The following is a 12,146-nucleotide window of genomic DNA, read 5'->3' on the forward strand; positions in this document are numbered from 1 at the left end:
CAAGCCGCTGTGAACAGGCGAAAAAAAACGCAGCCAATGGCTGCGTTTTTTAAGGTTCGAACTGAGCTTATGCGGATTCAGAAACCGGCGCTGTGCGCAGCTCCCTGCGCAGTATCTTGCCGACGGTGGACTTGGGCAGCTCGCTTTGAATCACGATCTGCTTGGGCACCTTGTAGGCCGTCAGCTGGGTGCGACAGAACTCAATCAATGCCGCCTCATCAATTTCCCCGTCTACGACCAGGTGCGCACACACCGCTTCACCGGTCTGCTCGCTGGGAACTCCAATGACCGCGGCCTCAACCACCTGCGGGTAACGGCAGAGCACGTCTTCGACCTCATTCGGGTACACATTGAAACCGGACACGATGATCATGTCCTTGAGGCGATCAACGATGCGGATGTTGCCGTTGTCCTGGATCAGGCCTACATCACCGGTACGGAAGAAGCCGTTGTGCATCACCTCAGCAGTCGCTTCCGGGCGCTTCCAGTAACCCTGCATTACCTGCGGGCCGCGCACCACCAGTTCACCACTCTCGCCCTGGGGCACCGGGTTGCCCTGCTCGTCCCACACCTGCACCTCAGTATTTTCCAATACCGGGCCCACGGTGCCGATTTCTTCGTGATCGAATGCGTTCAGGCAGATAACCGGTGAGGTTTCCGACAAGCCCCAGCCCTCGGTCACCGGGCAACCGGTCACCTGGAGCCACAGCTCGGCAGCGCTGCTGGTCAGTGCGGTGCCACCGGAGAAAGTCATTTTCAGCGCGCTGAAATCCAGCTTCTTGAACTCCGGGTGACGGCACAGACCGACAAACAGGGTGTTAAGACCCGCAAGACCGGTAAAGCGGAAAGGCGCAATCATTTTCACGAAGCCGTCGATATCCCGCGGATTCGGAATCAGTATGTTCATGCTGCCCATGCCGAAGAAGGTCAGCATGTTCACAGTAAATGCATAGATGTGATACAGCGGCAGTGGGCAGACGAAAATCTCCTCGCCCTCGTTGCCGCGCTGCAGGATACGTTGCAGCATCTGGTCGGTATTCGCCAGCAGGTTGGCATGGGTGAGACTTGCCCCCTTGGCCACACCGGTAGTGCCGCCGGTGTACTGCAATACCGCGATGTCCTCGCGTGTCGCGGTGCTTGCCCCAACTTCCGGGCAGTTGGCGCCGCGCTCCAGCGCATCGACAAAACCGTGGTAACCCTCGGGTGCAGGAGCAATCTTGCCCAGCAGATCGGCGGGCCCGGTGACCAGTACGTGCTCAATGCCGGTAGAAGCTTTAATTTCCTCGTACTTGCCGACAAAGTCCGCCAGGATCACCAGCGCCTTAGCACCGGAATCGGAAAACTGGTGCTGCATTTCCCGAGGCGTATACAGCGGGTTGGTATTCACCACCACCAGGCCCGCACGCAATGCCGCATAGGCGGCGATGGGATACTGGGTGATATTGGGCAATTGAATGGCGATCCGGTCGCCAGCCTTAAGGCCGCACTCATGGCGCAGCCACTGGGCAAGATAGCGGGACTTTTCGTCGATCTCGCCGAAGGTCAGCGTCTGGCCGAGGCAGTGGTAGGCCGGCTTGTCGTGAAAGCGTTTCAGGCATTGGCCGATATAGTCTGCAAGGTTGGCAGAAGCCTGGCTCAGATCGCGTGCATTCATAGTTTGTTCTCTCATTTGCGCTCCATAATTATTGTTTTATTTTTCGGGTACTACTCAATTTACTAATAGTCGTTTTGGGGACTACACCTTTACCGGTTACGGTGCGATTCAATGTACCACAGGTTATACGGCAGTCTTATCGCCAAAGAGTTTCAGGGCCTTGGCCACTTTCTTGTCCACAATCCAGCGGAAAAGTCCGGTGTGACTGCGGGCCAGATAGCGAGTAAGTTTTGCCTTGAAGCCCGGAGTAATCATGAAGGTGCGCTTGCGCAGGCCATCGAGAATGCCCTGCACCGCCACATCGACCGGAAGCACACCGGCAAACTCGTTCACAATCTCCGTCACCTTGCTGCCGACCCGGCGCTCTTCTTCCAGCATCGGCGTAGAAATTTCGCCCGGACAAACCACCGATACATCAATGCCTTTTGGCTTCAACTCCGTGCGCAGCACTTCCGCCAAACCGACGACGCCGAATTTCGATGTCGCGTAGGCACCGTGGGTATAGCTGCCGCACATGCCAGCCAGAGACGCAATCAGGGCCAGGTGGCCACCGGGTTGCATATGTTTCAGCACTCCGGCAGCAAAGTTGCGGCTGCCGTAGAGATTAACGCGCATGCTCTGATCAAACATGGCGTAGGACATTTCCGTAAATACGGCGGTGCGCAGGATCCCCGCACAATTGATGGCAAAGTCCGGAGCGCCCAAAGCGCTGGCGGCTTCATCCATTGCCTTTTCCACCGCTTCCGGGTCGGTGATATCCACCAGATAGCGCTCGACCCGTGCGTTTTGCGGTGACAGTCCCTGCAATTCATTCAGCAGCGCATCGTCGACCTTGAGGTCGAAGATCGCCACCGAAGCACCGTCCGCCAGCAGCGCACGGGTCAGGTTCAAACCGATACCGCTGCCACCACCCGATACAAACGCCACCTTGGGCGCGCCGTGTTTCCAATTACTCATAACTGTTCAAACCTTTTAAGCGGTCGCCGCAGCGGCAGACTTGTTGAAGTGTGCTTGCAGCTCGTCCATCGCCTGGTCGAAGGTGACCACGGGCGTATAGCCCAGCAGACGGCGTGCTTTTTCATTGGAAAATTCGTTCGGCCCGCCCATCAAGCGGTAAGACTGCCGCGTAATCATGGGGCGCTCTTTCTGTCGCAACAGGTGACCGACAAACTCCAGCACGGGAGCCAGGGTACGGGCAAGACCATTGGGGACAGATTTGGGCGCAGGCGCGCCGGCGAGATTGGCCAGGCGCTGCAAATACTGCTGCCAGGTCACATCATATCCATCCGCGGCTATAAAAATGTCACCGTTTTTACATTCTGAGCGCGCAGCGCCGATCAAAATGGCCACCAGGTTTTCCACGTGGACCAATCCAGCATCCCAGTCACCCTTGCCCAGCAGACAGGGCTGGCCACTGCGCAATAGCTCCAGCATGGTGTTCACCCAGGGGCCGCTGCCGACGCCAAACACATTGGCCGGACGCACGATCGTCGCCTTGAGGCCGCTGTGCTTCACTGCATCCAGAGTGACCCGCTCCTGTTCCTGCTTACAGAATTCGTACGGGGAACAGGGCTTGCCCAGTGGGCTCTCCTCATCCAGCTTGCCCTTGGCCAGCGCACTGGCATAGGCACAGACACTGGTGGTTACCACAAAGTGGGAATCCCAGCGCTGGGCCAGGTCGATGGCCTGCTCGGTACCGTGTACGGTGATATCCACGTGGGACTGAAGCGCACCCCAGTCTCCGACAATCGCCGCAAGGTGAAAAATCGCATCCACCGGACCGATTTCTTCCGCCAGGCTGGTCAGTGTGCGCACATCGCCAATGACCATACGCAGCTGGTCACCCCAGGCTGCCCACTCTTCGGGCACAGGTTCCCCGGGCACCATCAAGGCGACAACGTTTACTTTTTCCGTTAATAGCTGGCGCACCAGGTGGCGGCCGATAAAGCCGCCAGCACCAGTCACGAAGGCCGAGTTCAACTGGCTCATAAAGACCTCTCCAGGCTCTTTTCAGATGTAAGAGAGGCTTACTCGCCAACCACGATCATGTTTTCGCAGGTTTTGCCTTCGGCTTCGCACAGCGCGCGATAGACGGTCATGACCATTTTGGCATCGAGCACGCTGGTGACATTGCCGTCATCGTCGATGTTGACGTTACTGCCGAAGACCGCGAACCAGACTTCGGCATCTTCAGTGCAATCTTCAGATACGGTCAGGGTGTGTACGGAGTGCGCTGGCTCGAACAGGTAGGAACCCGCCTTGTTCACCTTGTCCGGGTACTCTTTATAGAACCATTCGCCAGCGGTGGTCACGGCGAATACCGGGCCCGTGTGATAATGCGTGTCAACACAGAAGCCGGGTTTGAATTTGTTTTTGATTACCCAGAGGTTCTGGTTCAGGTCTACGTGCAGCACCTGCAGCAGGGAACCGTCCGGCAGGGCAACCCACGGCAGGTCGGCTTCCTGAATCAGGATCGCTTCACGGGCATGGTCACGGGATACTACGCCGCCGGTTTGCATTGCCGCCAGCATCTCAAGAATCGGGGTCTTTGTGTCACTCATCGCGCATCTCCAGTAATTGAGTAGGTATTTGTTATTGTGTTTTCCCCCAGCCCTCCACAGACCTGAATCCAGGCGCGAGGGAATCTGCCCAGTCTAGGGAAGATGGCACAACCCCAACTTGACTTTTTGCGAGTGCAATTTGACTATTTACGAACACAAAACCTAGACAAAAGTCGAATACCCCCATGTTCCTGATCCGCAGCGGTGCCATCGAAGGTTATGAACAGCTGGTCACACAGTATGGTCAGAATCCTACGGCCCTGCTGCAACAATTCGGTTTCAGCAGCGCCCAGCTCCGCGACCCCAACACCTATGTTTCCTATACCCGCCTCGCCGACCTGCTGGATACCACCGCCCGTATCTGCTCCGCGCCGCTCTTCTGCCTGAGCCTGGCTGCCGAGCAAAGTGTGCTGGCCCTGGGTGAAATAGGCCTTTCTATTCGGCAACAATCCACCCTGGCGGACGCCCTGACCTACTCCAAACACCACATCAGCCTGCATGCCTACGGCGTGCACCTACAGCAGGTTCCTCGCGGTGATACGCTGGAGTTACAACTGACGTTCGACTTTTCCAATGCCAGCGGCCTTGCCCAGCTCATGCAGCTAAGTGCCGGGCAGGCGTTCAATCTGGTACTGCAGATGGTCGGGACTTCCGGCGGCAATCTAAAGTTGCACCTGCCACAACCAGCCCCCACTGCCGCAGATTCATCGACAATCAGCGCACCAGCCGCGTATCGCGACCATATTTCCTATGGCAGCAATTTTGCCGGCGTCAGCTTTCCACACAGCTGGCTGTCGCGAAAACCCCATTACGATGAACAGTTGCTGCGGGAACATTTCCAGCAACGTATCCGCTTGTTGCAGTCGTTATACCCCGGCAATCTGCAGGCCCAGGTCTGCCATATCATTGGCAACCTGCTGCCGAGCGGAGAATGCAGTATCGAGCGGGTCGCCTCCAGCCTGAACCTGCACCCGCGGGTATTACAAAAAAAACTGCAGCAAGACGGCACCAGCTTCCGCGAATTACTACAGCAGACACGTATGGAGGTCGCCAAACGCAACCTGCAACACAGCCACCTCAGCATCACCGACCTGGCACTCAACCTGGGTTATGCAGATGTAGCGATATTCAGCCGCAACTTCAAACGCTGGACAGGGATGTCACCCAGTAAGTGGAAAACCCAGCGCCAAGCCAAGGCCAGCGACCTATAACTGGCGAGTCTCCCCGGCTCGTTATGTAAACAGTGCTGCCGTGCGATCAAACAGCCACCAACTTGCGGTTCCGCCAATAACATAGACCAGCACCAGCGTTGCAGTAGCCCCGGTAGCCAACATTCTCGATGCCGGTACCCGGGCGTATTCAAACAACTGGCGTACCAGCCAAACTAGTGCCGCCACCAGGCCAATAAACAGCACCTGACCGGCTTCCACACCCAGATTGAACGCCAGTAGCGAACCGGCAATTGCCTGCTGCGGCACACCGATATCTGCGAGTGCTCCGGCGAAACCCAGGCCGTGTAGCATTCCAAATCCCAGCGCCACTGCCCAGGGGTAGCGGATCGCCAGCGTCGAGCGCCCCCGTTGCTTGAGCCGTATCTCGCTGGCAACAAAAACAATACTCAGGGCAATCACCGCTTCCACCGGCGCCTGTGGCACCGACACCACGCCCAGTACCGACAGCGCGAGAGTCACACTGTGAGCAAGAGTAAATGCGGAAATGGTGACTGCCAGGGAGCGCCAACCACTCACCAGCAATAACAACACCAGTACGAACAGCAGGTGGTCGATCCCCAGCAGAATGTGCTCCACTCCCAACACAAAATAGGTCGCGAACCAGCCGTCCGCAGCTTCGCCCGCATTTGCGGAAAACTGGTAACGGGGATTTTCCGGCACCAGTCGCATAACCTGCTCACGCCCATCGAGCCACGTCACGCGCATCAACACATCGGTCATTGTCTGCTCGAGCCCGGCCACCACCAGCGTGGCGCCAGTCAATCCAGCAGGGCTCTCAATTTGCCAGCGCTCGCTATACATACCGTTGGCCAAACCACCGATACTGCGATTGCCAACAACAACATCACCCTGAAACTTTACATCCAGAGACAGCTTCATCTGACCGCGCGCGGGCACCCGCCACACCACATCGAATACCTGCGGCGCCTGCTGTGTCACCTGCAGATAGGCCGGCCGTAATTCGTGGGCCAAACTGTTATTGGCCAGCACGACACTCGCCAGAACCGCCAGTAAAAACAGCAGCTGCGACAGCTTCGCTTTCATCGCGCAGCCACCTCATCTGCGGGTTCAGCGCTGGCAAGCTGCCGCACACCGGGATCAACATCCATACGTACACGATAGCCTTGGCGCAATTGGCGATACTGACTCTCCAGTGCATCGCCGTGGGCTTGTGCCTGCCAGTCACGCAGCACCTGCGACCGGACACTGGCAAAATCCGCGCTGGCCTGCGCGGTGTATTCCTCAACGAATACGAGATGCATGCCGTATTCTGAATGCACGGGCCCCACCCACTGTCCCCGAGGCTGGTCAAGCACCGCTTCAGCGAATCCAGTACCCAGTTGTTTATTCACTTCTTCCAATGAGGCCTGAGTGAACTGTCGCGGCAACAAGTGACTGTCACCAGCGGTCGCCCATTTTTCTCCATCGGCCAGCGCGGCAAGGGCCATCTCCGCATCCTGCTCAGGTTCAGCCCGTCGATCAACATTAAAATAAATCTGACGGAAGCTCAGCCGCGCCGGAAGCTGGTAGCGATCCCCATTGTCCCGATAGAACTGCTGCAGTACTTCTGTTTCTGGCTCCACCGCGTTCACCAGATCCCGCGCGAGGAATTCCATTTTCAGCCGCAGGCGCCGACGAATTACCGTATCGTCGGCTTCCAGGCCGAGTTTCAGGGCCTCGCGGTAAAGCACTTCCTCGCGCACGAGGTTGTCCACCAGCTTCTGTATCTCCTCATCGCTCGGTGGGCGCTGCCAGCTTCGCTCAAACACTGCCGCAAGGTGCTCGATCCGGCTTGGCGTAATCACGATCTCTTCCGCGTCTGCGTCACCGCCAAACAGGCCATCAATGGCGAACAGCAAGCCGCCAATCAAAGCGAAGTGCAGCAGGGGGTCGCGCAGCAATGGGACTTTTTTCAAATTCATATCAACCACTCGATAACCGTCAACAACCCATTCGATAAATTACCGCGCTTGCGGCGTGTACCAGATGGGCGAACTCCAGGCGCGCTCCTGAATCGATACCGGAAGGTCTTCGCGGGGTTTACGCCCCAGTGCCTTGGCATCATAGGTGGACCAGCGCGGCGTTGGGATTTCCAGCACGCGCACGTAGTAGAAGGCGTGCTGCTGAGGCTGAAAATTATCGTCTCGCCATACCACCGACAGCTGAGCGTCTCCGATCTCGTTGGTGTAGGTAGCTGTAGACGGGTCGACAGTATTACCCACCGGTGCCACCTTGCCGTCTGAATCGGCAACGCGGCCATCGGACAGGGCCACATCAAAAATCGCTTCGCGCTGTTCGCCATCTTCGACCCAGCCTTTCACCACCTGAATACGATCCAGGTTTGCACCGGCACTGTCTTTCATGGCGCTGATCAGGAATACCGGCTTTTTACCGCCGCCTGCACTGGGCAAATCGCCACCCATGGGCACGCCCGCGTCGTAAGCCTGTTGCAACCAGTCTGCTTTGCTGAGGGTGTCATCGCTAAAATCCCAGCCGCCGAAGAAACGCAGTTTCATGCGGGTGCCGGAGGTTGCATAGGTTTCCTTGCGCATCAACGCCGCGTAGATTGCCTCGCGAGTATTTTCAGGTGCCCACACGGCCGCGAGACCACCGGAGCTGAACTCGCGTACACGGCGATTGTTGATGTCGTCACCGGGAAGCGGGCCGTCGAGGCGTTTCTCGGGTGTTGCTTCAAAAGCGAATTTGCCGGTGTGGTTGTCTTCCTCCACCGAGGCCGCTGCATTGTGGGTATCGGAATCGCCGATCAAACCGAATTTGTAGGGGTTGCCACGCCCGTCTGCGGCCATCGACAATCCATCGAGATAAGCTTGCCGTGCGTAGCCGCCTTTCTTGTGCTCCGGCACCGCCGCGGTACTTGCGGACAGCAGGTAGTCCCACAGTTCAAAGCCGGCAAACTCGTCGTTCGGCGACAGCAGCGGATGGGTTTCCGAGGAACCCTTGATCTGGCTCACCTCGTACAGCGGCTCATTGGCGAGGCGCGCCTCAATGTATTCTGCCGACAGCGGCTCACCGTCCGCGGTTACGGTGGGGAACATCAGGCCGTCACTGGCGTTGCCGTTGTGGCTGATTGCCAGCAACGTGGCGCCGTTGGCGCGGGCGCGGTCCATGTATTTCCAAAGGTCCTGCGGGTCTTCGGATTCATTGGTACTGAATGGCAGCTCCGGTACCCCTTTGGAAGATTCGAATACCACTACCCGATGCAGGTTGCGCATGTCCGGTGTGGAGGTCCATTCAAACGCGGGAAAGGTAGTGAATTTTCCCGGCTCATAGTATTCATCTGCAGTATCCACCACTTCCCGCCAGATCGGCTTCATGATGGAGGGATCAGCCAGTGCCGGATCGGCCTTGCCCGGGGACATGGTGTCCAACACCCGTGCGTAGGCATCGAACGCTACCTTCTTATCCTTGGAAGTAATTTCACTGGCGATCGGCAGTTTGCTCGCGGGGTTATCCGGATCCTGCATTTTTTTGAATACGCCAAGGTATTCCGAGTGGTCGGAAACCGCGTAAAAATCCAGCGGGCGCTTGATCTGCATCACCCCGGCAGCCGCCGCTGCGGGAATGGCTTCGCCCTTAGCCCAGCGGTAGGCGTCAGCCGGTGTGGTATTGGCGCCATTGGTCAGGGCATCGAAGGAATAACTGGTGTGAACGTGAAAATTTCCAAAGTAAACCTGTTTAGCGATAGCGGCCTCGTGTGCGTCACCCGGGTTACTAACCGACAGCGCGGATTCTTCACCAGTTATCGCCTGTTCGGTTTCTCCTTTGCCCCCGGAAAGTTCGCTGTTGTTATTCGCCACCGGTTCACCACAGCCAGCCAGGCCAAGCACCAGTAGGCAGACACCAGAAATAAATCGCATCTGTTTATCTCGTTATTTTTTTAGCGGGTTTGCCATTTGACTGCGCAAATGAAGCGTGAAAAAAGCGGCCTTTCCACCGGGAAAGACCGCAATACACAACAGCAAGGAAAGTTGCGTAAGGACGCTTACTTTCAAAGCAAGGCGATTACTCGTCGGAGTAGCCGGCACCCACCGTCGGCTTGATATAACGCGGCACTACACCCTGAGCTTTTGCAGCTTCGCGAATCATCATTTCAATCCAACCAGCGTCCATAACATTCATGAACTCGTCGTTTTCGTCAAAATTGATATTGGCACCGGTCACCATCATGAAGGTGTCAGTCACTTCCGTGTTGCTTTCCGGAACGTGCAGCTGGTGAATGGAACCGCCCGGCTCGTACAGGTAGCTGCCTGCGGTTTGCGGCTGATCCGGATATTCCACGTAATGCCAGCTGCCAGTCATGGTATACAGGTGTACGGCACCAGTATGGAAGTGCTTGGGCAAGGTGACACCCGCCTCAAACAACACACGCAATACCCAGACGCCATTCTCGGCATCCAGGAAACAGGGATAGACATGCACGCCCGGCAATACATTACGAATTAGAGGAAGCTTGCTAGTGTCCAGGGTAAGCAGGGAGTCCTGCGGATGAATAGGCAGTGGAAGTACCATAATATTTTCCTTTTATGCTCTGAGTGAGCTTCGGTTTTATGCTTGGGAGTAAGCCTGACGAATTTCCTGCATGGCTTCGTCCAGGGTGACAGTTGGCTGATACCCCAGGAGCTTTTGCGCTTTGCTCGCGTCAAAAATGCTTTCCACACCGGTCAGGCGGTAGGCCAGGCGCGTTACCGGAGGAGCCTTCTTTAACCCGAATAGATTGCCAAAAAATTCCAGAACCGGGGCCAGCACCCGCGCAACGCCATTGGGAATACTTTTTGGTTGCGGCAATGACAGTGTTTGCGACAGCGCGTCGAGATATTGCTTCCAGGTCACGCCCTGGCCGTCGGAAATCACAAAAATTTCCCCGCTCTCGATGCCGTCTTTACTGCCGGCAAGGGTCATTGCGTTGACCAGGTTGCGTACATGCACCAGACCCGCGTCCCACTCGCCACTGCCCATCAGTGCCGGTTTTTTCTCGGACAGGAATTCATGGAAACGATTGACCCACACACTGCCAACGCCATACACATTGGCCGGGCGGATAATCACCGCATTCAGACCGAGCTCGCGTACCGCTTGCAGCGTCACATCTTCCTGCTGTTGTTTGGCAAATTCGTAGCTGGAGGACGGTACACCGCGAGGTGTGGATTCGTCCAACCTGCCACTGCCCATGGCACTGGCAAATGCGGCGATACTGGTAGTGACCACAAAGCGGGCATCCCACTTGAGTGCCAGTAAAATCGCCTGCTCGGTACCGCGCACGGTGATGTCTACGTGCTCCTGACGCGAGCCCCAATCGCTCACTACCGCCGCCAGGTGAAAGATGGTGTCCACCGCACCAATTTCTTCGCTGACCGCATCGAGCTTTCGTACATCCCCGGTGACGGTGCGCACGCGATCGCCCCAGGATTGTGGTACAGGCTCGCCGGGCAACATCAGTGCGATCACATTGCAGCCTTGCTCGAGTAACTGCGCCACCAGGTGGCGGCCAATAAAGCCGCCGGCACCGGTTACAAATACATTTTTCATCGGAATTACCTCGAGTTACTCTGCATACACAAGTTCGCCCGCACGCCAAGGTTCAACAATGACCTTGATGTGGGAGTTGGGTTGCATCAGAGTCTTGAAAGCACCGGGCACACCATCGATACCCACGGTGCCGGTCCACAGTGCCTTCCAATTGACCTGGCCCTTGGCGATACGGTTGAGACACTCGGCAAACTCATCCGGTGTGTAGTAGTAGGTAAAGCGGATATCCATTTCCTTCACCAGTGCAAAGGCGAAGTTCACCGGTGTTTCCGCGGTGTGGACACCGGTCACTACGAGGCGGGCCTTAGGCGGTGCACGGCGAATAAACCCATCCAGCAGCGTGTGGATTCCCACACATTCAAAAATCACTACCTGGTTGTCACCGGCCAGTGCAGCGGCTTTCGCAACTTCGTCCTCACTGGTCGGATCGATCACCTCAGTGGCACCGAATTCCAGCGCCATTTCGCGACTGGAGGCCTGCGGGTCGGAAGCAACGATGTGTCGCACACCGCGCAGACGCAGTGCGGCGATGACCGCAAGCCCGATGGGGCCGCAGCCGGCAACAAGCGCCACCTCGTTTTCGCCAATGTCCGAGCGATTGACCGAGTGCAGGCCGACCGCGAGTGGCTCGGTGATTGCCGCCGCCTGCGGGGAAACCCCTTCCGGCAGTGGCAGCATCAGCGCTTCGTCGAGCAGGAAATATTCGGAATATGCACCGTTCACACCGGGGGTTACTCCAATACCCGCGCCGTTCTGGGACATCAGAATGGGCACGCTGGTGACCTTGGAGCCCACCGCCAGGGAACCTTGGGTTTCCGGCCCATAGGCCACGACCTCTGCACTGAATTCATGCCCGAGCATGATGTCCGGATTAACTTCGAGTTCCGCCGGCATCAAGCCCATTTTTTTGTAGAGGTCGAATACTTCGTCGCTGTGACGAGTCAGGTGCAGGTCGGAGCCGCAGATTCCACAGGCGAGGGATTTCACCAGCACCTGCCCCGGTCCCGGTTGTGGAATGTCGACGGTTTCCAGCTGAATGGCGCCGTTGCGCAGCACCACGGATTCCATGGTTGGCATAATGTTTTCTCGAATTTATTTTTATGGTTGATGATGTCAAAGCGCAGCGACGGCGCGCAGGGGCGCCGTCGCCAG

General features: G+C 57.1%; 11 protein-coding genes. 1 reads left to right on the forward strand and 10 read right to left on the reverse strand.

Annotated features, from left to right (window positions below; translation table 11 throughout):
• Positions 1-67: 67 nt before the first annotated feature.
• The 4 genes from GRX76_RS15105 to GRX76_RS15120 form a co-directional block, all read right to left on the reverse strand.
• Positions 68-1,669: an AMP-binding protein gene (locus tag GRX76_RS15105; RefSeq protein WP_236250394.1), complete on the reverse strand. Its 1,602-nt coding sequence runs from the start codon at positions 1,667-1,669 to the stop codon at positions 68-70.
• A 108-nt stretch (positions 1,670-1,777) separates the two neighbouring features.
• Positions 1,778-2,611 (reverse strand): SDR family NAD(P)-dependent oxidoreductase, encoded by an 834-nt coding sequence (locus GRX76_RS15110; RefSeq protein WP_160154070.1) that lies wholly within the window; start codon positions 2,609-2,611, stop codon positions 1,778-1,780.
• A 15-nt stretch (positions 2,612-2,626) separates the two neighbouring features.
• Entirely contained in the window at positions 2,627-3,643 is a 1,017-nt protein-coding gene (locus GRX76_RS15115) for an NAD(P)-dependent oxidoreductase (RefSeq protein ID WP_160154071.1), read from the reverse strand.
• Positions 3,644-3,681: 38 nt separating this feature from the next.
• Positions 3,682-4,215, reverse strand: coding sequence for a 2,4'-dihydroxyacetophenone dioxygenase family protein (locus GRX76_RS15120; protein ID WP_236250395.1), 534 nt, complete (start codon positions 4,213-4,215; stop codon positions 3,682-3,684).
• Between the two features lie 185 nt (positions 4,216-4,400).
• On the opposite strand from GRX76_RS15120, the gene GRX76_RS15125 reads away from it, so the two are divergent.
• Positions 4,401-5,426, forward strand: coding sequence for an AraC family transcriptional regulator (locus tag GRX76_RS15125; protein ID WP_160154072.1), 1,026 nt, complete (start codon positions 4,401-4,403; stop codon positions 5,424-5,426).
• Positions 5,427-5,447: 21 nt separating this feature from the next.
• Here GRX76_RS15125 and GRX76_RS15130 read toward each other — a convergent pair whose 3' ends face one another.
• The 6 genes from GRX76_RS15130 to GRX76_RS15155 all read right to left on the reverse strand — a co-directional run bounded on the left by GRX76_RS15130 (position 5,448) and on the right by GRX76_RS15155 (position 12,071).
• Positions 5,448-6,491, reverse strand: a complete 1,044-nt coding sequence (locus GRX76_RS15130) for a HupE/UreJ family protein (protein ID WP_160154073.1) — start codon at positions 6,489-6,491, stop codon at positions 5,448-5,450.
• A complete protein-coding gene (locus GRX76_RS15135; RefSeq protein WP_160154074.1) occupies positions 6,488-7,369 on the reverse strand; it encodes a peptidyl-prolyl cis-trans isomerase in 882 nt (293 codons plus the stop codon). Before GRX76_RS15135 ends, GRX76_RS15130 begins: the two co-directional genes overlap by 4 nt.
• A gap of 39 nt (positions 7,370-7,408) precedes the next feature.
• A complete protein-coding gene (locus tag GRX76_RS15140; RefSeq protein WP_160154075.1) occupies positions 7,409-9,325 on the reverse strand; it encodes a DUF3604 domain-containing protein in 1,917 nt (638 codons plus the stop codon).
• Between the two features lie 145 nt (positions 9,326-9,470).
• Positions 9,471-9,977: a 2,4'-dihydroxyacetophenone dioxygenase family protein gene (locus tag GRX76_RS15145; protein ID WP_160154076.1), complete on the reverse strand. Its 507-nt coding sequence runs from the start codon at positions 9,975-9,977 to the stop codon at positions 9,471-9,473.
• 36 nt (positions 9,978-10,013) lie between these two features.
• A complete protein-coding gene (locus GRX76_RS15150; protein WP_160154077.1) occupies positions 10,014-10,994 on the reverse strand; it encodes an NAD(P)-dependent oxidoreductase in 981 nt (326 codons plus the stop codon).
• Between the two features lie 15 nt (positions 10,995-11,009).
• Positions 11,010-12,071 carry a zinc-binding dehydrogenase gene (locus GRX76_RS15155; protein WP_160154078.1) on the reverse strand — a complete coding sequence of 354 codons (1,062 nt, stop codon included), beginning with the start codon at positions 12,069-12,071 and terminating at the stop codon, positions 11,010-11,012.
• Positions 12,072-12,146 lie beyond the last annotated feature (75 nt).

The organism is Microbulbifer sp. ALW1, from assembly GCF_009903625.1.
Taxonomy (GTDB): domain Bacteria; phylum Pseudomonadota; class Gammaproteobacteria; order Pseudomonadales; family Cellvibrionaceae; genus Microbulbifer.